21 protein-coding genes (1 of these 21 only partly in view) are annotated in these 21,880 nt (G+C 64.3%); 8 read left to right on the top strand and 13 right to left on the bottom strand.

What is annotated here, in order from left to right; genetic code table 11:
- A protein-coding gene (locus EOB80_RS20775) for an N-formylglutamate amidohydrolase (RefSeq protein WP_127329401.1) crosses the window boundary here: on the bottom strand, positions 1 to 598 show its 5' portion. Its footprint begins 176 nt before the window's first position; the window shows 598 of its 774 coding nt (coding positions 1-598); it begins with the start codon at positions 596 to 598; its stop codon lies off the left edge, out of view.
- Positions 599 to 742: 144 nt separating this feature from the next.
- On the opposite strand from EOB80_RS20775, the gene EOB80_RS20780 reads away from it, so the two are divergent.
- The 3 genes from EOB80_RS20780 (at position 743) to EOB80_RS20790 (ending at position 6,054) form a co-directional block, all read left to right on the top strand.
- Positions 743 to 1,570, top strand: coding sequence for a MurR/RpiR family transcriptional regulator (locus EOB80_RS20780; protein WP_127318706.1), 828 nt, complete (start codon positions 743 to 745; stop codon positions 1,568 to 1,570).
- A 192-nt stretch (positions 1,571 to 1,762) separates the two neighbouring features.
- Positions 1,763 to 2,926, top strand: coding sequence for an efflux RND transporter periplasmic adaptor subunit (locus EOB80_RS20785; RefSeq protein WP_127329403.1), 1,164 nt, complete (start codon positions 1,763 to 1,765; stop codon positions 2,924 to 2,926).
- Positions 2,923 to 6,054: an efflux RND transporter permease subunit gene (locus EOB80_RS20790; RefSeq protein ID WP_127329405.1), complete on the top strand. Its 3,132-nt coding sequence runs from the start codon at positions 2,923 to 2,925 to the stop codon at positions 6,052 to 6,054. The genes EOB80_RS20785 and EOB80_RS20790 overlap by 4 nt, the downstream gene beginning before the upstream one ends.
- A 62-nt stretch (positions 6,055 to 6,116) precedes the next feature.
- Here the strand turns inward: EOB80_RS20790 and EOB80_RS20795 are convergent, their stop codons facing one another.
- The 6 genes from EOB80_RS20795 to EOB80_RS20820 all read right to left on the bottom strand — a co-directional run bounded on the left by EOB80_RS20795 (position 6,117) and on the right by EOB80_RS20820 (position 11,983).
- Complete coding sequence (locus tag EOB80_RS20795) at positions 6,117 to 6,527, bottom strand: GtrA family protein (protein WP_127329407.1); 411 nt, start codon at positions 6,525 to 6,527, stop codon at positions 6,117 to 6,119.
- Positions 6,524 to 7,333 carry a ChbG/HpnK family deacetylase gene (locus tag EOB80_RS20800; protein ID WP_127329409.1) on the bottom strand — a complete coding sequence of 270 codons (810 nt, stop codon included), beginning with the start codon at positions 7,331 to 7,333 and terminating at the stop codon, positions 6,524 to 6,526. Before EOB80_RS20800 ends, EOB80_RS20795 begins: the two co-directional genes overlap by 4 nt.
- Positions 7,330 to 8,319 carry a glycosyltransferase family 2 protein gene (locus EOB80_RS20805; RefSeq protein ID WP_127329411.1) on the bottom strand — a complete coding sequence of 330 codons (990 nt, stop codon included), beginning with the start codon at positions 8,317 to 8,319 and terminating at the stop codon, positions 7,330 to 7,332. The genes EOB80_RS20800 and EOB80_RS20805 overlap by 4 nt, the downstream gene beginning before the upstream one ends.
- The gene (locus tag EOB80_RS20810) at positions 8,312 to 9,475 is read right to left on the bottom strand and encodes a glycosyltransferase 87 family protein (RefSeq protein ID WP_127269057.1); all 1,164 of its coding nucleotides are present in this window, start codon (positions 9,473 to 9,475) and stop codon (positions 8,312 to 8,314) included. The genes EOB80_RS20805 and EOB80_RS20810 overlap by 8 nt, the downstream gene beginning before the upstream one ends.
- A 176-nt stretch (positions 9,476 to 9,651) precedes the next feature.
- Positions 9,652 to 10,689 (bottom strand): zinc-binding dehydrogenase, encoded by a 1,038-nt coding sequence (locus EOB80_RS20815; protein WP_127329413.1) that lies wholly within the window; start codon positions 10,687 to 10,689, stop codon positions 9,652 to 9,654.
- Positions 10,690 to 10,741: 52 nt separating this feature from the next.
- Complete coding sequence (locus tag EOB80_RS20820) at positions 10,742 to 11,983, bottom strand: acyl-CoA dehydrogenase family protein (protein WP_127329415.1); 1,242 nt, start codon at positions 11,981 to 11,983, stop codon at positions 10,742 to 10,744.
- A 115-nt stretch (positions 11,984 to 12,098) separates the two neighbouring features.
- Between EOB80_RS20820 and EOB80_RS20825 the strand changes: the two genes are divergently transcribed.
- From EOB80_RS20825 to EOB80_RS20850, 5 genes are all read left to right on the top strand, one after another.
- Complete coding sequence (locus EOB80_RS20825; protein ID WP_127329417.1) at positions 12,099 to 12,914, top strand: SDR family oxidoreductase; 816 nt, start codon at positions 12,099 to 12,101, stop codon at positions 12,912 to 12,914.
- 39 nt (positions 12,915 to 12,953) lie between these two features.
- Positions 12,954 to 13,439, top strand: a complete 486-nt coding sequence (locus EOB80_RS20830; protein WP_023810115.1) for a MaoC family dehydratase — start codon at positions 12,954 to 12,956, stop codon at positions 13,437 to 13,439.
- Positions 13,436 to 14,467: a phosphotransferase gene (locus EOB80_RS20835; protein WP_127329419.1), complete on the top strand. Its 1,032-nt coding sequence runs from the start codon at positions 13,436 to 13,438 to the stop codon at positions 14,465 to 14,467. Before EOB80_RS20830 ends, EOB80_RS20835 begins: the two co-directional genes overlap by 4 nt.
- A 164-nt stretch (positions 14,468 to 14,631) precedes the next feature.
- The gene (locus EOB80_RS20845) at positions 14,632 to 15,270 is read left to right on the top strand and encodes a TetR/AcrR family transcriptional regulator (RefSeq protein ID WP_127268963.1); all 639 of its coding nucleotides are present in this window, start codon (positions 14,632 to 14,634) and stop codon (positions 15,268 to 15,270) included.
- A 193-nt stretch (positions 15,271 to 15,463) separates the two neighbouring features.
- Positions 15,464 to 15,712, top strand: a complete 249-nt coding sequence (locus EOB80_RS20850) for a DUF680 domain-containing protein (protein WP_127268964.1) — start codon at positions 15,464 to 15,466, stop codon at positions 15,710 to 15,712.
- 42 nt (positions 15,713 to 15,754) lie between these two features.
- Here the strand turns inward: EOB80_RS20850 and EOB80_RS20855 are convergent, their stop codons facing one another.
- From EOB80_RS20855 to EOB80_RS20880, 6 genes are all read right to left on the bottom strand, one after another.
- On the bottom strand, positions 15,755 to 16,804 hold the full coding sequence (locus EOB80_RS20855; RefSeq protein ID WP_127329421.1) for a Gfo/Idh/MocA family oxidoreductase: 1,050 nt from the start codon (positions 16,802 to 16,804) through the stop codon (positions 15,755 to 15,757).
- A 48-nt stretch (positions 16,805 to 16,852) separates the two neighbouring features.
- Positions 16,853 to 17,638 carry a ThuA domain-containing protein gene (locus tag EOB80_RS20860; RefSeq protein WP_127329423.1) on the bottom strand — a complete coding sequence of 262 codons (786 nt, stop codon included), beginning with the start codon at positions 17,636 to 17,638 and terminating at the stop codon, positions 16,853 to 16,855.
- A gap of 78 nt (positions 17,639 to 17,716) precedes the next feature.
- A complete protein-coding gene (locus EOB80_RS20865) occupies positions 17,717 to 17,947 on the bottom strand; it encodes a hypothetical protein (RefSeq protein WP_127329425.1) in 231 nt (76 codons plus the stop codon).
- Between the two features lie 59 nt (positions 17,948 to 18,006).
- Complete coding sequence (locus tag EOB80_RS20870) at positions 18,007 to 18,591, bottom strand: sarcosine oxidase subunit gamma (protein WP_127329427.1); 585 nt, start codon at positions 18,589 to 18,591, stop codon at positions 18,007 to 18,009.
- Entirely contained in the window at positions 18,584 to 21,577 is a 2,994-nt protein-coding gene (locus EOB80_RS20875; RefSeq protein ID WP_127329429.1) for a sarcosine oxidase subunit alpha, read from the bottom strand. Before EOB80_RS20875 ends, EOB80_RS20870 begins: the two co-directional genes overlap by 8 nt.
- Positions 21,574 to 21,870 (bottom strand): sarcosine oxidase subunit delta, encoded by a 297-nt coding sequence (locus tag EOB80_RS20880; protein WP_023770558.1) that lies wholly within the window; start codon positions 21,868 to 21,870, stop codon positions 21,574 to 21,576. The genes EOB80_RS20875 and EOB80_RS20880 overlap by 4 nt, the downstream gene beginning before the upstream one ends.
- Positions 21,871 to 21,880: the final 10 nt, after the last annotated feature.

The following is a 21,880-nucleotide window of genomic DNA, read 5'->3' on the forward strand; positions in this document are numbered from 1 at the left end:
ACGGCTCGTTGACGCCGACGGTGACGCCGGCAAGCCGCTTCAGCGCCGATATCAGCGGCGCCGCCAGCCGGCGATCCTCGTCGTGGATGATGCCGATATGCCAGGGCCGGTTTTTGGATTTGTAGACCGGCGTGAAGGAGTGGACCGAAACCAGCCGCGTTTCCTGACCATGTGACAGCCTGTTGTCGATGATACCGGCAATCGTGTCGTGGAAAGGCTGCCATGACAGGGCAACACGTGCCGCCCGCTCGTTTTCCGACAGGCCGGCATTGCCCGGTATGACCGTTGTCTCACTGACCGGCGGCACCAGGTCGGGCGCGTCGAGCGGCCGGTTGCAGTCGATGACAAGGCGCGAAATGCGGGTCTCGACCAGAGTCGCGTCAAGCGCCTGCGCCATGCGGCGGGCAACAGGCAGCGCGCCGGGATCCCAGGCGATGTGGCGCGACAGGTCCTCGGCGGCAAGGCCGAGCGTGCCGAATTCGGCCGGCAGGTAGTTCGAGGCGTGATCGCAGGTCAGCACGAATGGGCTCGATCCGGCGGGGTTCGTCACCCTCACGGTATCAGACGATGCAAGGCTGGCGGGCCGTGCTTTCTCCATACTCTGCCGTCCCCGGGGAGCGCTGTATCGTATGTTACGTATTTTGCCTCATTGCGTCCCTGTGGATGATTTCATACAGTTTGTCCGGCTTTGTCAAATGCGATCTCGGAAAAGGCCTTCGGCCGAGCCAGAGGTGGGGAAAACATGATTTCCAGCATTGCCGAACTGATCGCCGATCGCCTCGGCACGATGCCGGCCGGCGAACGGCGCGCGGCCCAGACACTGATCGCCAACTATCCGATGATCGGCCTGAAAACGGTCGCTGAATTCTCGGCCGCGGCGGGCGTCTCCTCGCCGACGATCCTGCGTTTCGTCGCCCGGCTGGGTTTTCAGAACTATCCGGAATTCCAGTCGAGCCTGCAGGACGAACTGGCGGCGCAACTGCAATCGCCGGCAACAAGGACGCTCAACCCGCCCTCGCCCGGCGGCGGCACGGCGTCGCCGATGCTGGAAGCGACGCTCGACAATATGCGCGAGACGTTCAGGCACCTCTCCGACAGGCAGCTTGCCGACATCGCCGCCCGGCTCGCCGACCGGCGCGGCAAGACATTCCTGATCGGCGGTCGCTTCACCGATCCGCTGGCGCGCTACATGGCCGCCCACCTCGCCGTCATCCAGCCGGATGTCTTTCACCTCGCCGGGCAGGAGAGCATGTGGCGCGACCGGCTGATCGACATGGGCAAGCGCGACGTGCTGGTGATCTTCGACATCAGGCGCTACCAGGACAGCCTCGTCCGCTTCGCCGAGAAGGCGCATCAGCGTGGCGTCCAGATCGTGCTGTTCACCGACCAGTGGCTGTCGCCGATCGCCCGCTTTGCTCGTCATGTTATCGCCGGACGAACCGCGGTGCCGTCGGCATGGGACTCTTCGGCTGCCCTTTTCGTTGTCGCCGAAACGCTGATCGGCGCCGTCACCAGGCAACTGGAAGCAGAAGGCGCCAAACGCATTCGCGAGATGGAAAGTCTGCGTTAGTGCCTGTGCGACGATCCAAAGCGTTACGCATATTTTCTCAAAGGTTACATATATTTAATGTGCGCAGCCCCCGGAGAATTGTCATAAAGACGCGATATCGAGGCGGCTTCTTTGCCTTACAATAGCCTCGCTGCGTCTGCTTCATTCGGGAAACCGGTAGACGGAAGGATTGTTTTACCAACCGGAGTGCCGATGGCCGCCTGGAAACAGATACTTTTTGCACTTGTGGTGCTGGTGGTGGCGGCAGCCGTCTGGCTGCGCTTTTATCCCGGCGCGCCGGACGTGCTGGCACGCTGGGGCATCGACTGGGCCTCCGCGGCAACGCCCCCGGCTGAGACCGGCACCGCCAACGCGAAGCAGGCAAACGGCCGTAATGGCGGCAACCAGCGGGTGAACGTGGTCGCCCTTGCGGCCACTTCGGCTGTTATCAACGACCGCCTGCAGGCAATCGGCACCGGCCGTGCCAACGCCTCGGTGACCGTCAATCCCTACAGCTCCGGCCGCCTCGCCGAACTGCTGGTCGAATCCGGCAGCCATGTCGATAAGGGACAGATCCTCGCCACCCTGGATTCCGAGACCGAAGTGATCTCTCAGGACCGCGCCAAGCTCGCCTTGCAGGATGCGCAGGCCAAACTCGACCGCGTCAGGTCGCTTCGTGCCTCCAATGCCGCGACACCAGTCGCAGTGGCCGATGCCGAAGTGGTCTTGGCCGGCGCCAAGCTGGCGCTTCAGGATGCGGAACTGGCGCTGCAGCGCCGGTCGATACTGGCACCGATCGCTGGCACCGTCGGCATCCTGCCGATCTCGGCCGGCAATTATGTCACCAACCAGTCGGCCATCGCCACGCTCGACGACCGGTCCTCAATCCTGGTCGATTTCCTAGTGCCCGAGCGCTTCGCTGCCGCCGTCAAGGTCGGCGCACAATTGACGGCGACGCCGATCGCCAATCCCAGCAACGCTTATAGCGGCACCGTTTCGGCCATCGACAACCACATCGATGAAAAGAGCCGCACCCTGCTGGTCAAGGCCAAGATCGCCAACCCTGCGGATTCGTTGCGCGCCGGCATGTCGTTCGGCATCACCATGAAATTTCCGGGGCAAATCTATCCGGCCGTCAGCCCGCTGGCGATCCTGTGGGGGTCGGACGGCGCCTATGTCTGGCAGATCGAGGATGGCAAGGCCAGGCGGGTCCCGGTGCGCATCATACAGCGCAACACCGAGACCGTGCTGATCGACGCCGAGATCGACAATGGCGACATGGTGGTCACAGAGGGCACCCAGAGCGTCAGCGAGGGCGGCGCGGTCCGCCTTGCAGGTGAAGAGCAGCGCGCCGCGGACGCCGCCGCAGGCACATGACCAGCCCCGCCAACACTGCCAGCGAGACCGGCTTCACCGCCCTGTTCATCCGCAGGCCGGTGATGGCCTTCGTGCTGAACACACTGATTGCGGTCGCCGGCCTGGCCGCCTTCTACGGCGTCGAGATCCGCGAACTGCCTGATGTCGATCGCGCGGTCGTCACCGTTTCCACCACCTTCGAGGGCGCGGCGGCCGAGACCGTCGATCGCGAGCTGACCGACACCATCGAGGGCGCCGTCGCCCGCGTCTCCGGCGTCAAGTCGATCTCGTCGTCTTCCTCATTCGGCTCAAGCCGCGTCACCATCGAGTTCAACGATGGCGTCGATCTGAATGTCGCCGCCTCGGACGTGCGTGATGCTGTCGGCCGCGTCGCCAACCAGATGCCGGACACCGCCGATCCGCCGCGCATCGTCAAGGCCGACGCCAATTCCGACCCGGTGATGCGGCTGGCGGTGACCTCGGACAACATGTCGATCCAGGACATGACCGTGGTGGTCCAGGACCAGATCGAGGACGAGTTGGCCGCCGTGCCCGGCGTTGCCGACGTCCAGGTCTATGGCGACCGCGACAAGATCTTCCGCATCGATGTCGATCAGAACAAGCTGGCCAGCCTCGGCTTCACGGTTGCCGATCTCAGGGCCGCCCTTGCCTCGGTCGCCTTCGATTCCCCCGCCGGTTCGATCACCACGACCAACCAGGACCTGATCGTCCGCACGACTGCCGACGTCACCACGCCGGGAGAGTTCGAGAACATCATCATCGGCGGCACGACGCGCATCCGCGATGTCGCCACCGTCACACTCGGCCCCGATGTCGGCCAGACCACATTGCGTTCGGATGGCAAGACCGGCATCGGCATCGGCGTCATCCGCCAGGCGGAATCGAACACGTTGGACATCTCGACCGGCGTCCAGTCCGCCGTCGCCAAGTTGCAGGAAAACCTGCCCAAGGGCATGTCGATCAAGATCACCAGCGACGACGCGGTCTTCGTCAAGGGCGCGGTGCACGAGGTCGAGATCGCGCTCGGCCTGTCCGTCACCATGGTGCTGATCGTCATCTATGTGTTTCTCCTCGACTGGCGCGCGACGCTTATCCCCGGCCTGGCGATGCCGGTCGCCATGATCGGCACCATCGCCGCCATCTATCTGGCCGGCTTCTCGGTCAACATCCTGACCCTGCTCGCGCTGGTGCTGGCGACCGGCCTGGTCGTCGACGACGCCATCGTCGTGCTCGAAAACATCGTGCGACGACGCAACGAAGGCATGGGACCGCGTGCGGCCGCTGTGCTTGGCGCGCAGGAAGTGTTCTTTGCCGTTATTGCCACCACCTTGACGCTGGTCGCCGTCTTCGTGCCGATTTCGTTCCTGCCCGGCCAGACCGGCGGCTTGTTCCGCGAATTCGGCTTCGTGCTTGCCATGTCGGTGCTCTTGTCCTGCGTGGTGGCGTTGACGCTGTGCCCGATGCTCGCCTCGCGCATGCTGACCGGCGCATCGCTCCACCACGAAGGTGACCATGGCATCGGCGCCCGCATCGGCGGCGCGCTCAATACGGCCTACAAGCGCAGCCTGCACGCCTGCCTCGACGCGCCATGGATCGTACTCCTGGTCGCGGTGCTGTTCGCCGGCACCGCCTTCACGCTGTTCGGCACCATCCGCCAGGAGCTGACGCCGACCGAGGACCGCGCCGCCGTACTTCTGCGCATCAGCGCCCCGCAAGGCGTCAGCCTCGACTACACCACGCAGCAGATGCAGAAGATCGAGAGACTGATCCAGCCGATGCGCGATTCCGGCGAGATCCGCAGCACTTTCGAAAATGCCGGCCAGAACGGCTCCTACAACTCCGGCTTCATGGTGATGACGCTGGCGCCGTGGAACGAGCGCAGCCGCAGCCAGCAGGAGATCATGGCCGAGATCAGCCAGCTGACCAGGCAGGTGCCGAGCGTGCGCATCTTCCCGGTGCAGCCCAACAGCCTGGGTATCCGTGGCGCCGGCAACGGCCTGCAGTTCGCGCTGGTCGGCAACGACCGCAAGGCGCTCGGCGATGCCGCCGTGAAGATCATCGCCGAGATGCAGAAGGACCCGCGCTTCCAGACACCGCGCCTGTCCATCGACCCGACGCAGCCGCAGCTCGCCGTGGCCATCGACCGTGAGCGCGCCTCCGACCTCGGCATCGACATATCAGGACTGGCCAACACCTTGCAGGCCATGCTCGACGGCAACGACGTCGTCGACGTCTACATCGCCGACCGCAGCTACGGCGTGAAGCTGGTCTCGACCACAAATCCGATCAACGATCCGACGGATCTGGAGAACATCTTCCTGAAAACAGCCGACGGACGTTTCGTGCCGATGTCGACCATCGCCACGCTGACCGAACGCGCCGTGCCGCCGTCGCTGTCGCGCGAACAGCAGCAGCCCTCTGTGGCGATCACGTCCAACCTCAGCGGCGACTTCGCGCTTGGCGATGCGCTCACCCGCGCCGAGCAAATCGCCACGCCGCTGCTGCCGCCAGGCAGCCGCATCCTGCCGCTGGCCGAGGCGGCGACGCTGGGCGAGACCAACAGCGCCATGGTCACCATTTTCGGCTTCGCGCTGGTCATCATCCTTTTGGTGCTGGCCGCCCAGTTCGAAAGTTTTGTCAGCGCCGTCATCATCATGGCGACGGTGCCGCTCGGGCTGGCCTGTGCAATTTTCGCGCTTCTCCTCTCGGGCACCAGTCTCAACGCCTACAGCCAGATTGGCCTGGTGCTTTTGGTCGGCGTCATGGCCAAGAACGGCATCCTGATCGTCGAATTCGCCAACCAGTTGCGCGACCGCGGGCTTGGCGTGCGCGAGGCGATCGAACAGGCCTCGATCATCCGCGTGCGGCCGGTGATGATGACGATGATCTGCACCGTGCTCGGCGGCCTGCCGCTGGTGCTGGCGAGCGGCGCCGGTGCCGAGGCGCGCGTCGCGCTCGGCTGGGTCATCGTCGGCGGCCTGGGGCTGGCCACGGTCTCGACGCTGTTCCTGACGCCGGTCGCCTATCTCCTGCTTGGCCGCTTCGTCACGCCGAAGACCCACGAGGAAGCCCGACTGAAGCGCGAGTTGGAGGAAGCCGCCTACACCAATGTGGAGCCGGCTGAATAGAAATTCCAGGAAAAGTGTGTAGCGGGTTTTCGTCCGGAATTTCGTAAGAAAAATAATTCCGCCTATCTCAAGAACCGGCCTTCGATCGACCAGCGCGCGGCGAGGAAATTCAGCACCGCCGCCACCACGACGCCGCCGATTTTCGCCGGCCACACCCCGATGATGCCGGCGAACAGCGCGATCGAGAGGCTGGAGACACCGAGCGAAATCAGCGCTCCAAGCGTGGCGAAACGAAGGAACGCGTCATGCAGCCGGATGGCTCGATTGCGCTCAAACGACCACAAGCCGTTCGCCGCGAAGGAAAAGGTGACGGCGACGAACCAGGCAGCGATGTTGGCCGGCACCGGCGGAACCTCGAGCTTGAGCAGCAGGAAAAAGCTGGCAAGGTCGATGGCCGTGTTCGCCAGTCCGACAATGGCGAAGCGGACGATCTTGCTGCCGGCCGAACGCTGGGGCCGATCGGCGTCGCTCATCTCTTGCCGTCCAAGATCTCGACGCCGGCGCGGGCCAGGCTGGCTCCGAACGGGTCCGATGCGAGGGCCGCGAATTCGACCTCGCGCACACCTTGCATCATGTCGCGCGCGCGCAGCGTCTCGTCGACATGGCCGGGATGACACATGAACAGCCCTCGCTCCGGCAACCCTTCGACGGCGGCCTGCAGAACCGCAGCGAACTTTTCCGGTTGCCGCCAGTCATAGATGCCGGCGAGCGGCTGGAAAACGGTGAAGCCCGCGCGCTGCATCGAGCGGTTGAACCCGGCGGCGAGCGCGGCAATCGCAGCGACTTTCGCTCCCGCGGCCAGCGCCGGGGCGCCGCGCAGGGCCGGCCTGTCGGCGCCTTCTGGAAACCGTGCGCACAGCCATGTGCGCACGACAGGAAGGAAATGCACATGCTGATGCCCGTCGACGAAATCGGGGCGGCGGCCAAGCGCCTCGACGAAGCGGCTGTACTGGGCGTCAAGCTCGGCATGGACATGGCGGGCGCCGATGCGGCCGCGCAGAACAGGCAAGGCCAGTGCGCGGAGCGGTGGCAGCCGGCCTTCCGGCGCCAGGGCCGACCGGCCGGTGACGGCCAACTGGTCGGTCAAGGTGAGGTGCAGCCCAACCGCGGCCCGGCCGCACAGCGGTTTTATGCGCTCTGCCTCCTTTGCCCACTCGGGAAAGCCGGTCATGCAACTGGTGCCGGTCAGGCGCCCCCGATCGAGAAGATCGAGAATCCCGGCGGAAACGCCAGGCGCCAGGCCGTAATCGTCGGCGATCAGGCGAATGCGCCGCGTCATCTGTTCGAAGAGCCCGGCTCCGGCCGGTCGGCGGGGGCATCGCTGCGCACGACATCGCGCACGAGATAGACCGGCCGATCCTTGCTCTCGCTGAGCGTCACCCAGACATATTCGCCGATCAGGCCAAGCAGGGTCAGGTTGAGGCCGCCGAGCAGAACGACGGCAACCAGCAGGCTGGGGTAGCCCGGAACGGCAATGCCGTAGAAGATCACCTCGAAGAACACCTTTGCACCATAGAGCGCGCCGGCCAACGCCGCGAGCAGCCCGCTAAGACTGATCAGGCGCAGCGGAATGACGGAGAACGAGGTGAACCCTTCGAGCGAGAAGGCGATCAGGTTGAGCCGGCTCCATTTCGATGTGCCGCTGGCGCGGCCTTCCGGCGAATAGGGCAATGCTTTCTGGCGAAAGCCCGCCCAGGCAAACAGGCCCTTGTTGAAGCGACGCTTGTCACGCAGGCTGGTCAGTGCGCGCGCCACGGCGCCGCGCATGACGCGAAAGTCGCCGGCATTTTCGGGAATGTCGAAACGCTGGCTGCTGTTGATCAGGCTGTAGAAAAGCCGTGCAAGCTGGCTGCGCCGCCAGCTCGCCTCGCGGCGGTCGTTCTGGGCATAGACGACATCGATGTCGGGATGGTTCACCAACTCGGCGATCAGCTTCAGGCTGATATCCAGGGAATGCTGGAGGTCGGCGTCCATGATCAGCACCATGTCGCCGCGCGACTGGTCGAGGCCGGCGAGTACAGCGACTTCCTTGCCGAAATTGCGGCTGAGGCGGACGATCTCCCACGATCCCGTCAGCGCTTGCGAAAATCGTCCGGCGCCGTCGTCACGGCTGCCGTCATCGACCAGGATCTTGTGCACGGTCATGCCGAAGCGCTGTGCCACGGCCGCTTCGAGCTCGCCGAGCAGGCGCGCGAAGGCCGATGCCGAAGCCGCCTCGTTGAAGAATGGCGCAACGATATCGAGGCTCTGTCGCAACTCAGCCATTCGCGACTCCCGCATTCACCACCTTTTCCCGTGCCTTGGCCCAGAACCACCAGATCAGCGAACCGGCGATGAAAGTGACGGCCACCGGCCGGAACCAGGGGAAGAGGAAATCGTGCACATGGCGCTCGACGCCGCTCAGCCCGGTCACGAACAGCGTCATCGACAGCACCGAGGCGAGGACGCCGCCTCGTTCTTCGCGCCACAACAGGGCGATGGCAAGACCGGCTGGTACCGCGATCATGGCAAAGGTGTTGGGCTCGACGCGCGGGTTGAAGACGCACATGTAGAAAGTGGCCGTCAGGAAGATCGCCAGCGCTGCCTTTCCCCCTTCGAGCCTGCGGTCGAACCAGATGACGGCTGAAAGCGTAAGGAGGGCCATGACCATGCGCACGATCGTTGCGCCGAATTCCGGTATCGGCAGCCCTATCGTGGTGAACGGTGCCGTGAAATCGGTGGACACGAAATGGCTGGTATTGTCGACGGCCATGGAGGTCAGCATCTGGGCGAAAACACGATACTGATCGTTGAGATAGCCGGCGGGAGCAAAAGCGTAAGGCAGTGCGAGCACGAACAGCACCGCCAGCACCAGCACCGGTATCAACCGAAGCCGAAGGGCTCCTACCAACAACAGCATTATGATCGCGGTCGGCTTGGCGATGATGGCAAGCGAAGCCCAGAAGAATGTCTCCGCCCGTCGCCCTTCCAGCGCCGACAATGTGAGAAGCCAGCAAGCGGCGGTCAAAAGGATCGTCGCCTGGCCGTTGCGGATCGCGCCGAGCGCCATCGGCAAAGCGAGGAAGAGGCCGAAAGAAAGCAGCCACATCAACTCGCCACCACCGAGCTTGCGCACCTGCCGCATCGCGGCATAGGTCAGCACCGCAAACCCGAGGGAGTGCCACACCACGCCGCCCAGATGCGGACCGAGCTTGACTATCGGAGTGTAGAGCGCGGCGAAGGCCGGCGCGTAGAGATACCCCATCTCGGATTGGGTGTCGTAGAGCGGCAGACCGGCCAGAAGCGCCTCGCTGCCGTCTATATAGGCCTTCCATACCGTCCGCGTGTACGGCGACCGCAGGACCATGGCAAGAACGACCAGGAACGCTCCGATCCACAGGCCAAACCCCAAACGGTCGAAAACCGGCTTGGAAATCGTCATCAAGGCACCCCACACAATCCCGGAACAAGCTCAGTCCAGCCTGTCCCGGCATTCGATGGCGGCGGCATATCACGGACGCAGCGGCATGGCATAGGGGGCTTGATGGACGCGGGTATCGGCCTGACGGTCCCGAGGCGGCGGATAACCGGCGATCTCTGACGCAAAGCACTCCGAGGCTAAGGCCGGATGAACACCTTGCCGTTCGGCTTAGCCAGTTCCGCTGGCACCCGCGCCATCGCCTCGGCAAGCGGCACCACCGCCGTCACGTCGGTCGACCAGCGCCCATCGGAAAAACGCTTCTGCGCTTCCAGGATCGCCGGGCCGCGGCGGTCGCGGAACTGGCGCATCCACTCGCTCAGCCAAAAACCTTCGATATGCTTATGCTGGAAGATCAGTTGACCGGGCTCGCGGATAACGGTGGCTTCGGGATCGAGCCGCCCATAGATGATCCAGCGCGACCGCTTCGGCATGACGTCGAAGATGGCGGAGGCAAGCGGCCCGGTCACCGCGTCCAGGAAAATGCGCGGCTGTTCGGCCTTCATCACCTCGCGCAGAGCCGCCTTGAAATCCGGCGCCTTTTCATTGAGCACGTGCGCCGCGCCAAGCGCTTTCAGCAAAGCGATCTGATCGTCACGCCGCACGGTGACGATCGGTCGGAAACCTGCCTCCCTGGCCAGGCCGATGATCAGCTTGCAGAGCTGGCTGGCGCCGGCGGTCATGACGAAGGCCTTTTCGCCTTCCTGCTTGACGATGTCGAACATGGCAAGCGCGGTGAGCGGGTTGACGATCATCGCCGCGCCATCCTCGTCGCGGACCGTGTCGAGAAGTGGGATACACGCCACTGCCTCGGCAGCGGCATAATCGGCCCATGAGCCCCAGTTGCTGACACCGGTGGCAAAGGCGACGCGCTTGCCGATCAGGCTTTTGGGATAGGGCTCGTCCCCGCTGGCGACGACAATCCCGACGCCCTCGAAGCCGGCCGGCTGGCCCTTGGCGCGCGGCTGGCCGTACTGGCCCTTGATGAAGGCGATGTCGGAGGGGTTGATCGAGGCGAGGTTGACCTTGATCAGCACCTGCGTCGGTCCGGGTGTCGGCACCGCGATGTTGCCCGGCTCGAGATACGGCTCCGTCGACTCCAGCACACTGCCGCTCGGCGTCCTGGTGTAGCCGTCGCCGACCAGCAGCAGCGCCTTCATTTCGGAGGGGACGGCCATTGGAACACTCCGTGCTTGGGCTGTCGGCATCGCCGGATGACGATGCCGGCGCTCAGACCTTTTCCTGCGTGTATTTCTTCAGCTCGGTGCGCGCCACCTGACGGCGATGCACGGCGTCCGGCCCGTCGGCAAGGCGCAAGGTCCGCAGATGCGTCCACGACCGCGCCAGCGGCGTGTCCTGGCTGATGCCTTGCGCGCCGAACATCTGCACCGCTTCGTCGGTGACCTTGAGCGCGACGCGGGGTGCCACCACCTTGATCTGGCTGATCCAGGGGGCCGCGGCGCGGGCGTCGCCCTGATCGATCATCCACGCCGCCTTGAGGCAGAGCAGCCGGGCCATTTCGATCTCCATGCGGCATTCGGCGATGATGTCGAAATTGGCGCCGAGCTTTGCCAGCTTCTGGCCGAAGGCTTCGCGGCGCAAGGAACGCTGGCACAGCATCTCGAGCGCCATCTCGGCCTGTCCGATGGCGCGCATGCAGTGATGGATGCGGCCGGGGCCGAGCCGCCCTTGCGCGATCTCGAACCCCCTGCCCTCGCCGAGGATCAGGTTCGATGCCGGTACCCGCACATTGTCGAAGCGAAGATGCATGTGGCCGTGCGGCGCGTCGTCATCGCCATAAACCTGCATGGCCCGCACCTTGGTCACGCCTTTTGTGTCCGATGGCACCAGGACCATCGAATGACGGCGGTGCTGCGGCTCGTCATCGCCGCCGGTCCTGACCATGACGATGTAGATGGCGCAGCGCGGATCGCCTGCGCCCGAAGCCCACCATTTCTCGCCGTTGAGCACATAGTCGTCGCCCTGACGCTCGCAGCGCATGGCAATGTTGGTGGCATCGGACGAGGCGACATCCGGCTCGGTCATCAGATAGGCCGAGCGGATCTTTCCCTCGAGCAGCGGTTCCAGCCATTCTTTCTTGTGGTCGGCCGAGCCGTACCGTTCCAGCACCTCCATATTGCCGGTGTCGGGCGCCGAGCAGTTGAAGGTCTCGGCGCCGAGATGCGCCTTGCCCATCTCTTCGGCCAGATAGGCGTATTCGACGGTGGAAAGGCCGTAGCCGCGTTCCGAGCCGGTCAGCCAGAAGTTCCACAGGCCGCGCTCCCTTGCGGTTTTCTTCAGCCCTTCGAGGATCTCGCTCTGGCGCGCACTGTAGACCCAGCGGTTGCCTGCCTTGCCCACTTCGCTGAGGAATTCATGGTCGAGCGGCATGATCTCGTCGCGCACCATGGCCGCGACGCGCGCGTGGATCGGCTTCAACCGCTCGGTCATGCCGAGATTCATCTCCGTCATCAGTCGCTAACCCTTCATGCATGCCAGGCATTTTGTCAGTGGCAAGGATGACCGTACTTCGGATAGCCTTGTCAACGCGAACTGTTTGCCCGCATGCCGAGCGCAGAGGATTGTGATGAGCTATCTGGACGAGCTGTTTTCGGTGGCCGGCAAGACCGCGCTGGTGACGGGTGCCGCGACCGGCATAGGGCGCATGGCGGCGACCGCGCTGGTGCAGGCCGGCGCCAACGTGATGATCGCGTCGCGCAAGGGCGATGACTGCGTCAAGGTCGCCGAAGAGTTGAACGAGCTTGGCGCATCCGGCCGGGCCGAAGGCTTCGCCGGCGATGTCTCCAGCGAAACCGGCATTGCCGCACTCGTCGCCGAGGTCAAAGCGCGGACCGGGAAACTGCATATTCTGGTCAACAACGCCGGCGTCTCCTGGGGCGCGCCGCTGGAAAGCTTCCCCTATTCGGCATGGGCCAAGGTGTTTGGCGTCAACGTCACCGCGGTCTTCCATCTGACCCGCGAATTGCTGCCGCTGCTTGATGCCGCCGCCAGCGACGCCGATCCGGCCAGGGTGATCAATCTCGGTTCGGTGATGGGCACGCAGCCGCTGGCCGACGACGCCTATTCCTACACGGCGTCCAAGGCAGCCGTGCATCATCTGACCCGCACCCTTGCGCTCGAGTTCGCCGGCCGCCGCATCACCGTCAATGCCTTCGCTCCCGGCCCCTTCCAGAGCCGGATGACGGCATTCGCCACCAGTACGGATGAGCAGGCCAGGCACGTCGGCAGCCATGTTCCGATCGGCCGTATCGGCGCACCGGATGACATTGCCGGCGCAACGCTCTATTTGTGCAGCCGTGCAGGCAGCTATGTCACCGGCGCCATCCTGCCGATCGACGGCGGACAGTCGGTGCAGCATGGGCTGACCCTGTTCAAGGAATGACATTTTCCGGCCACAGAAGCCGGGGGTGAACTGGAGGACATGAGCGTGGAACCGATCAGTCTCGATGTGCTTCTGGCCAGTGTCGGCAAGGAGGTTGGCGTGTCGCCATGGCGGGCGGTCACGCAACGCATGATCGACCAGTTCGCCGACGCCACCGACGACCACCAGTTCATCCACTGCGATCCGGAGCGGGCCATGCGCGAAACGCCGTTCGGCGGCACCATCGCGCACGGCTTCCTATCGCTGTCGCTGTTGTCGGCGATGACCTTCGAGACCATGCCGCCGCTGGAAAACGGCAAGATGGGCGTCAACCACGGCTTCGATTCGCTGCGCTTCCTGGCGCCGGTGAAAACGGGCGCGCGCATCCGCACGCGTTTCGTGCTGGCCGACGTCAAGGTTCGGCCGTCGGGCTGGGTGCAGACCGCGCATGACGTGACGATCGAAATCGAAGGTTCGAAGAAGCCGGCACTGACCGCGCGCTGGTTGACGCTGACCTTGATCGAACGCCAGCCCGAGACGGCATGAGTGATCCCGTACTCGACCAGGCAGCGCTTGCGCCTTACCTCGAGGCGAACATACCGGGCTTTTCCGAGCTTGCAGCAGTCGAGAAGTTCAAATCCGGCCAATCGAACCCGACTTACCTTTTGACGGCGGCAAGCGGCCGTTACGTGCTGCGCGCCAAGCCGCCGGGGCAATTGCTGAAATCGGCGCATCAGGTCGACCGCGAATTCAGGGTGATGAGCGCGCTTGCCGGCACCGCCGTGCCCGTGCCTGCCATGCTGCATCTGTCGGCGGAAGACTCGCCCATCGGCCGCATGTTTTACGTGATGGATTTCCTGGACGGCCGCATTTTCTGGGATCCGGCGCTGCCGGAGGCTCGCGACAACGAAGAACGCGCCGCTATATACGATGCCATGAACGAAACCCTCGCGGCGCTGCACGAGATCGATGTCGGGACAGTGGGGCTCGGCGATTTCGGGCGGCCGGGAAATTATTTCGAGCGGCAGCTGGCGCGCTGGACCAGCCAGTACCGCGCCTCGGAGACTGACGCAGTCGCCGACATGGACGGGCTGATTGCCTGGTTGGAAACGCATATGCCCGCCGATGATGGCCGGATCTCGTTGGTGCATGGCGACTACCGGCTGGACAATCTGATCTTCGCGCCGGACCGGCCGAAGGTGCTGGCGGTGCTCGACTGGGAATTGTCGACATCAGGCCACCCCTTCGCCGATATCGCCTATCAATGCATGCAATGGCGGCTGCCGCACGCTTCCGGCTTTCGCGGCCTGGGCGGTGTCGACCGTTCCGCACTCGGCCTGCCCTCCGAGGAGGACTACGTCGCCGCCTACTGCCGGCGGCGCGGGCTCACCGGTATCGGCAACTGGACGTTCTATCTCGCCTTTTCCTTCTTCCGGCTGGCCGCGATTTGCCAGGGCGTCTACAAGCGGGCGCTGGACGGCAACGCCTCCAATCCGGAAAAGGCCCGGACCTATGGCGAGGCGGTAAAGCTGCTTTCGCGTCTTGCCGCGAAGCTGATCGACAAGGAAGCGTGATGGGCCGCTTTGACGGAGCAAAGGTGCTGATCACGGGTGCCGCCAACCTCGACAAGCGTCGGCACGATCCGAAGCATACCGCCTGGGAACTTCCCGTGCCCTTGTCCGTTTCCGTACAGCGTATATAATTTAGCCAGCCACCAACCAACCAAAGGCACCAGATCTTGCCGCAGAGCGTCCAGACACGCCGCGAGAAACAAAAGGCCGAACTGCGCTCCGAACTGGTCGAGGCCGCGCACAAGCTCGTCCAGGAAGAAGGCTATGAAGGCCTGACCATCCGCAAATTGGCCAAGCGGGTCGGCTACGCCCCGATGTCTGTCTATTCCTACTTCGCCGACAAGCAGGACATCCTGTTCGCTCTGGCCGAGGATGCGTTCGAGACGCTGGCCCGCCGCATCGAGGAGCATCCATCCGATGATCCAATCGAGGCCTTGCAGGCGGTGATGACCGAATATGCCGCTTTCGGACTCGGCAATCCCAACGAATACCGCACCGTGTTCATGACCGAAAAGACCAAGCTGCCGGAAGGCTACAATGAAATGGAGGAGAGCAACCCTGCTATGAAGGTGCTGATCAGCAGGGTCGAGGCCTGCGTCGCCGCCGGCAAATTGCAGGGCGATCCGCGCGCCATCGCCACCATGCTGTGGGCGGTCGGCCACGGCACGATCTCGCTGCTCATCACCTTTCCGTTCTACCCCTTCGGCGATCCGCAGGCCTTCGTGAAGCGGATGTGCGATTTCACGCTCGCCACGCTCAGCACGCAAAACGTCCCGCCGCTGACCGAGACACCGGTCAACTGCTGAGCGTCGTTTCCTTTGGTTTGTGTATTCTCCTCCAGACCTGGGGGGTCTTGGTTAACAAAAAATTTATTGTACGCGTACGGTTTTCCTTGAACTTCGCGATCGACGGGCGTATATGTACAGCGCATCGTACATGTACGAGAGAAATTCACCCGTCGGTACGAATTGAATTCGACCCGGAAACCGGAGACTGACAATGAAAAAGACACTCCTCACCCTCGCCGCCGTGCTGGCACTTTCGGGCTCGGCCTTCGCCGCCAACACCACCCATCCCGTCAAGCATGCGCCGGTGGCGGCCTGCGTTGACACCAGGACCAACGTGAAGCTCGATTGCGCTTCGACCGGTTCGGTCGAGAAGAAGGGTGCCACGCAAAATACCGCTGAAGGCAAGGGCCCGCGGCTCGGCATCAGCATCAATCCGTGGATTGTACCAAGCGCATTTTGACATCAGCAAAGATCGCGTCTGGCCGGCACAAGCCGGCCAGCTTCAGCCGACCGAAACCGGCAGCTTCGCCGCTGAACTCTCGAAGGCCGCGTCGATCAGCTTTTGCATGTCCGCGGCACGCCGGAACGACGGATCGCCATTCCGGCCTGTATCCAGCGCATCGGCAAAGCGTCGCGCATTGCGCTTGACACTGGGCAGCGCCAAGATCTGCCAGCGCTGAAGATCGACATCGCCGCCGAGACAGGCCGACAGGTTCGATGCCTTGCCGTCGGTTTCGACCCTGATGGCGCCCTTGGTGCCGTGCAGGGCCAGCGACAGATCGTTGGCGTGGCCGGTCATGTAGCGGCTCGCCACGATCGTAGCGAGCGCACCGGAACTGAGCCGCGCCGTCATTGCCACGCTGTCATTGGCGTCCAGCACATAGTCGCCGATGCGCTCGCCCTCGGCCTTCGGAAACGTCACCAGATCGGCATGCAGGCTGACGATATCCTGGCCGGCGCCATAGGTAGCGAAGTCCAGGATATGGATGCCGACATCGCCCAGCACACCGGTCGAACCGTGCCGGCTCGACAAGCGCCAGAGCCATTTGTCCTCGACCCGCCAGTCGCCCCACGACTGGCTGACCAGCCAGCTTTGCCGGTAGCTTGCCTCGACATGGCGCAACACGCCGATCTCGCCGGCCAGCACCATGCGCCGCGCTTCATGGATCGCCGGTGAGTTGCGATAGGTCAGGTTGACCATGTTGACCACCCCTGCAGCCTCGGCCGCTTCGGTCATATCAAGCGCGTCGGCGTGGTTCGGCGCCAGCGGCTTTTCGCAAAACACATGCTTTCCCTGGGCAAGCAGCGCCAGCGTCGTTGCCATATGCGCACCATCCGGCGTCGCGTTGATGGCGGCATCGAACTGACCCCAGGCGATCGCCGCCTCCAGGCTCTCGAAAGATTCGCCGATCTTGCTGACGGCGGCAAACGCCGCCGCGCGGCCAGGCACCTGGTCGACGCAAGCGACGATGCTGCAGCCCGGGATCCCGGCAAACTCCTCGACATGATGCCCGGCGATACCGCCGGTGCCGAGCAGAAGAATTCGATGCATCAGTTCAGGCCCCCAGCCACCTCACACCCCAATCAGCTCAGGCCCGAATCAACTCAGGCCCTTGTCGCCGTCGGCATGCAGGCGCAGCCCCTTCTGCACGATCTTCTCCTTGGCCGCATCCGTCGGCACGTTCGGCGCATTGGTGATGCCGGACCATGCCGGCGCCGGGTTGTGCGCCCAGTGCACGGCGTTGCGCAGCACCTGCTGCACGCCCTCATTGTGATAGATCGGATAGGTCTCGTGGCCGGGCGAGAAGTAGAAGATCCGTCCCGCGCCGCGCTGGTAGGTCAGCCCGGACCGGAACACCTCGCCACCCTCGTACCAGGAGACGAACACCGTCTCCAGCGGCTCCGGCACGGCGAAGGGCTCGCCATACATTTCGGTCTCGCCGATCTCCAGGCACTCGCCGATGCCTTGCGCGATCGGGTGGCCGCGGTTGATCGCCCAGACGCGCTCGCGCTCGCCCGCCTCGCGCCATTTCAGCGAACAGGGCGTGCCCATCAGCCGCTTGAATATCTTCGAGTAGTGGCCGGAATGAAGCACGATCAAGCCCATCCCTTCCCACACCCGCTTCTGCACCCGCTCGACGATCTCGTCCTTGACCTCGCCATGCGCCGCGTGGCCCCACCACAAAAGCACGTCGGTGGCCGCCAGGCGCTTTTCGCTCAGGCCGTGCTCGGGCTCCTGCAAGGTGGCGGTGGTCGCCTCGATGCCCTTGTCCTGGTTGAGGGCGGCGGCAATGGTGCCATGCATGCCCAAGGGATAGAGGTCGCGCACGGCTTCATTGGTCTGCTCGTGGACATTCTCGCCCCAAACGATCGCTTTTGTCGGCATTTTCATCTCCCAAAGCGCTTTAAATAGCATGTCAAAAGGGATTGAGAAGGTGCCGATGCCGCCTGGCCCGATGGAATACTACGTCTTGCGCTTCTTGCGTCCCGGCACGGTCTTGGCCTTGCCCGGTTTCGCCGGTGCGCCGGGGATAGCGGTTCCGGTAATGGATATCGGATCACTGGCCGGGAACGTGTCTTCGAGGCCTTCCTCGAGTTCCTCTTCGGCGCTCGGGGCTTCATGCCGCTCATGTTCGAGCGAGCGGACGGCCGATGTCTTTATGACCGGCGACTTCGGTGGGGAATTCGACGGCATCGGCATTCTCCCTCGGCGTGCGGATGCAGAACGAGCGTGCCCTGCAAAACGTTCCGAGTTCAGACCGCCGCGTCGCGCGATCCCTCGGACAGGAAAGTAAAGACATAGTCCGAGAAGGAACGCCAGCATTCGACCCGGAAGGCATCGGCGGCTGTGCGCAGCAGCACGATCTCGGTCTTGCCCAAGATGGTGCGCGACGCTGCGCCCACCGGGAAGGCGTCGAGCGACAGGTCCTGCGGGCAGCCAGCATTGATCGTCGCCGCTGCCCCAGTGCCCGTCACCGATATCGCGATGTTGCGATGCGAGACGCCGACCGCCGAATGCAGCGCGGATACTTTGGCGCAATCGGCGAGCGGATCGTTGCCGGCCTCATCGATCACAAGCCATTCGTCGGGACCGAGCCACAAGACGGTGCGCCCGCCCTTCGCGGCAGAGGTTTTCGGCTTGTTCGGCAAGGTCACGCCGAGCGCCTTCGAAAGCGCTGCGGCCGAAGCCTCCGGCGCACGCAGTGAAACGCGCTCGGCCGACGGCAGCACCTCGACCTTGACGGCGGCGGCAGTGGTGCTGCGCCCAGCCAGCGCCGGACGGCGTTCGACCGAAGGCGATGCGGCCGGAGCCGTCTTCCTTGCAGCGGCCTTAGCCATTGAGGCGCCCTCCCGTCTCGTCGAAGAATACCATGCCGGTAACCTCCACTTCGATCACCCCATTCGGCATCGGCACATAGAGGGTCTCGCCCATCCGGTCGCGGCCGCCGGCGACCAGCGCCAATGCGATCGAGCGGCCGCAATTTTCCGACCAATAGCTCGAGCTGACATGACCGATCATCTTCATCGGGATCGCCTGCTTCGGATCCTCGACGATCTGCGCGCCTTCTTCCAGCACCACTTTGGGATCCCTGGTCTTGAGGCCGACCAGCTGCTTGCGGCCCTTGGCGACCAGATCCGGCCGCGTCAGGCCGCGGATACCGACGAAGTCGGTCTTCTTCTTGCCGACCGCCCAGTCGAGCCCGGCGTCGTTCGGCGTTACCGTGCCATCCGTGTCCTGGCCGACGATGATGTAGCCTTTTTCGGCGCGCAGCACGTGCATCGCCTCGGTGCCGTAGGCGGCCGCACCATGCTTCTGGCCCTCGGCCCACAGGGCTTCCCAGACCGCCTGGCCATAGTCGGCCGGCACATTGACCTCGAAGCCGCGCTCGCCGGTGAACGACATGCGAAACAACCGCGTCGGCACGCCGCAGATCTTGCCTTCACGCACCGACATATGCGGCAGCGCCTCGTCGGACATGTCGATGCCTTCGACCAGTGGCGCGATGATGTCGCGCGACTTGGGCCCCTGCACGGCGATAACAGCCCACTGCTCGGTGATCGAGGTCAGCCAGACATTGAGATGCGGGAACTCGGTCTGGAGATAATCCTCCATGTGGTTCATGACGCGCGGCGCGCCGCCGGTCGTCGTCGTCACGTGGAAACGGTCGGGGGCCAGCCTGCCGACGACGCCGTCGTCATAGATGAAGCCGTCCTCGCGCAGCATGATGCCGTAGCGGCAGCGGCCGGGTTCCAGCTTCTCCCATGGGTTGGTGTAGAGCAGTTCCATGAACTTGGCCGCATCCGGCCCAACCACCTCGATCTTGCCCAGCGTAGAGGCATCGAATAGGCCCGCCGTCTTGCGCACCGCGACGCATTCGCGGTCGACCGCGGCATGCATGTCCTCGCCCGCCTTGGGGAAATACCAGGCGCGCTTCCACTGGCCGACATCCTCGAACACGGCACCTTGCGCCTCGGCCCAGGGATGGATCGCGGTTCTGCGCGTCGGGTCGAACAGCGGACCGCGCGCATGGCTGACGATCGCGCCGAAGGTGACCGGCGTATAGGGCGCACGGAACGTGGTCAGGCCGACCTCCGGGATCGGCTTTCCCAGCGTCTCGGCGGCAATCGCCAGGCCGTGCATGTTGGAGGTCTTGCCCTGGTCGGTCGCCATGCCGTTGGTGGTGAAGCGCTTGACGTGCTCGATCGAGCGCATGCCTTCGTGCACCGCCTGGCGGATATCCTTGGCGGTGACGTCGTTCTGGAAATCGACAAACGCCTTCACCGTCGTGTCCGGCCCGGCGCCGGGCGCCGCGCCCAACATACCGCGCGACCAGCTCTCCGACGCATCGACTTTCGGCTTGTTGCCCTTGGCAGTTTTGGCACCAGCATCCTTGGCCGCCTTGGCACCCGCCGCATAGGCCTCGTCCACCGTCGCCGACAGCCCGTCGGTGCCGTTGCAGGCGCCCACCGAGACGCAGTCCTGCGCATAGGTGCCCGGCACGAAGCGCTTGGTCTCGTCGTTGAAGGCGACCTTGCCGCGCGACTGCGAGAACAGATGCACCGACGGCGTCCAGCCGGCCGACATCAGGATCGCATCGACCGCGATGGTGCGTTCGCCGCCGCCATTCTTCGGCTGCACGGTCATCGACGACACCCTGAGCTTACCGCCAGCGCGGAGCACCGCGCGGCCGAAATTGATCTCGATGCCGAGCGCCCTCGCCTCGTCGATCACCGGTCCGGTCGGATTTTCGCGCAGATCGACGATCGCCGCCACGTTGACGCCGGCCTTCTTCAGGTCGATCGCCGCCGCGTAAGCAGAATCATTGGCGGTGTAGACGCCGACATTCCTGCCGACCGCGACGCCATAGTGGTTGAGATAGGTGCGCGCGGCACCCGCCAGCATGATGCCCGGCCGGTCATTGTCGGCAAACACCATGTGACGCTCGATCGCGCCCGAGGCCAGCACCACGCGCTTGGCCCGGACCTGCCACAGCCGCTCGCGCGCCAGATCGTGGCCGGGGGTCCTCAGATGCTCGCTGACACGCTCGACCAGCCCCACAAAATTCTGCGCATAGTAGCCGAACGCCGTCGTTCGCGACAGCACGCGGACATTGTCCATTGCGGCGAGCTTCGCCACGGCAGCTTGCGCCCAGGCAAAACCGTCCTGGCCGTCGATTTTCGCGCCGCTCTCGAAACGCAGGCTGCCGCCGAACTCGGCCTGCTCGTCGGCGAGGATGACGCGCACGCCGGTCTCAGCCGCCGCAAGCGCTGCCGCGATGCCTGCCGCACCGCCGCCCAGCACCAGCACGTCGCAATGCGCATAGCGCGATGAATAATGGTCGGGATCCGGCTGGTCCGGGGAAACGCCAAGACCGGCTGCGGCGCGGATCTTTGGCTCGTAGAGCCTCTTCCACGCCGCTTTCGGCCACATGAAGGTCTTGTAGTAGAAGCCGGCCGAAAGCAGCGGCGAGGCGATATCGCTGACCGCACCGAGGTCGAAGGACAGTGACGGCCAGCGGTTCTGCGACTGCCCATCAAGCCCGTCATAGAGCTCCTGCACGGTCGCCCGCACGTTCGGCGTCTTGCGTGCCGCGTCGCGCTTGATTTCGACCAGGGCGTTCGGCTCCTCGGCGCCCGCCGACAGGATGCCGCGCGGACGGTGGTACTTGAACGAACGGCCGACGAGATGGACGCCATTGGCGAGCAGCGCCGAGGCCAGCGTGTCGCCCTCGATGCCGGCATAGGACCGGCCATCGAAGCTGAACCGCGCGGTCTTGGCTTGGCTGAAGCGGCCAGCGCCGGGAATGCGGAACGCGCCGCTCATTTGGCAACTCCCGGCAGCTTCGACGGCTTCGGCTCGCCGGCCTTGTAGGTCATGACGAATTTGTCGGTGACGGTGTCGCGTACGGCATTGAAGAAGCGCGCACAGCCATGCATGTGCCGCCAGCGCTCATAAATGATGCCCTTGGGGTTGGAGCGGATGAAGAAGAACTTTTCAAAATCGTCGTCGCTCTCGCCGGCCATATTGGCCGAGCGCGCGATGTGGGCCTCGCCGGCGTTGCGGAACTCGAGTTCCGGACGCTCTTCCTCGCAATAGGGGCAGCGGATGAGAAGCATTTGGTTCGTT

Source organism: Mesorhizobium sp. M7A.F.Ca.MR.245.00.0.0, assembly GCF_003997415.1.
GTDB lineage: Bacteria > Pseudomonadota > Alphaproteobacteria > Rhizobiales > Rhizobiaceae > Mesorhizobium.

Excerpts from the sequence above, each read along its gene's own strand:
- EOB80_RS20785 (WP_127329403.1), top strand. The coding sequence starts at position 1,763 with ATGGCCGCCTGGAAACAGATACTTTTTGCACTTGTGGTGCTGGTGGTG.
- EOB80_RS20860 (WP_127329423.1), bottom strand. The coding sequence starts at position 17,638 with ATGCCGACAAAAGCGATCGTTTGGGGCGAGAATGTCCACGAGCAGACC.
- EOB80_RS20795 (WP_127329407.1), bottom strand. The coding sequence starts at position 6,527 with ATGAGCGACGCCGATCGGCCCCAGCGTTCGGCCGGCAGCAAGATCGTC.
- EOB80_RS20820 (WP_127329415.1), bottom strand. The coding sequence starts at position 11,983 with ATGACGGAGATGAATCTCGGCATGACCGAGCGGTTGAAGCCGATCCAC.
- EOB80_RS20825 (WP_127329417.1), top strand. The coding sequence starts at position 12,099 with ATGAGCTATCTGGACGAGCTGTTTTCGGTGGCCGGCAAGACCGCGCTG.
- EOB80_RS20835 (WP_127329419.1), top strand. The coding sequence starts at position 13,436 with ATGAGTGATCCCGTACTCGACCAGGCAGCGCTTGCGCCTTACCTCGAG.
- EOB80_RS20810 (WP_127269057.1), bottom strand. The coding sequence starts at position 9,475 with ATGACGATTTCCAAGCCGGTTTTCGACCGTTTGGGGTTTGGCCTGTGG.
- EOB80_RS20875 (WP_127329429.1), bottom strand. The coding sequence starts at position 21,577 with ATGAGCGGCGCGTTCCGCATTCCCGGCGCTGGCCGCTTCAGCCAAGCC.
- EOB80_RS20815 (WP_127329413.1), bottom strand. The coding sequence starts at position 10,689 with ATGGCCGTCCCCTCCGAAATGAAGGCGCTGCTGCTGGTCGGCGACGGC.
- EOB80_RS20850 (WP_127268964.1), top strand. The coding sequence starts at position 15,464 with ATGAAAAAGACACTCCTCACCCTCGCCGCCGTGCTGGCACTTTCGGGC.
- EOB80_RS20830 (WP_023810115.1), top strand. The coding sequence starts at position 12,954 with ATGAGCGTGGAACCGATCAGTCTCGATGTGCTTCTGGCCAGTGTCGGC.
- EOB80_RS20780 (WP_127318706.1), top strand. The coding sequence starts at position 743 with ATGATTTCCAGCATTGCCGAACTGATCGCCGATCGCCTCGGCACGATG.
- EOB80_RS20805 (WP_127329411.1), bottom strand. The coding sequence starts at position 8,319 with ATGGCTGAGTTGCGACAGAGCCTCGATATCGTTGCGCCATTCTTCAAC.
- EOB80_RS20870 (WP_127329427.1), bottom strand. The coding sequence starts at position 18,591 with ATGGCTAAGGCCGCTGCAAGGAAGACGGCTCCGGCCGCATCGCCTTCG.
- EOB80_RS20865 (WP_127329425.1), bottom strand. The coding sequence starts at position 17,947 with ATGCCGTCGAATTCCCCACCGAAGTCGCCGGTCATAAAGACATCGGCC.
- EOB80_RS20790 (WP_127329405.1), top strand. The coding sequence starts at position 2,923 with ATGACCAGCCCCGCCAACACTGCCAGCGAGACCGGCTTCACCGCCCTG.
- EOB80_RS20880 (WP_023770558.1), bottom strand. The coding sequence starts at position 21,870 with ATGCTTCTCATCCGCTGCCCCTATTGCGAGGAAGAGCGTCCGGAACTC.
- EOB80_RS20855 (WP_127329421.1), bottom strand. The coding sequence starts at position 16,804 with ATGCATCGAATTCTTCTGCTCGGCACCGGCGGTATCGCCGGGCATCAT.
- EOB80_RS20800 (WP_127329409.1), bottom strand. The coding sequence starts at position 7,333 with ATGACGCGGCGCATTCGCCTGATCGCCGACGATTACGGCCTGGCGCCT.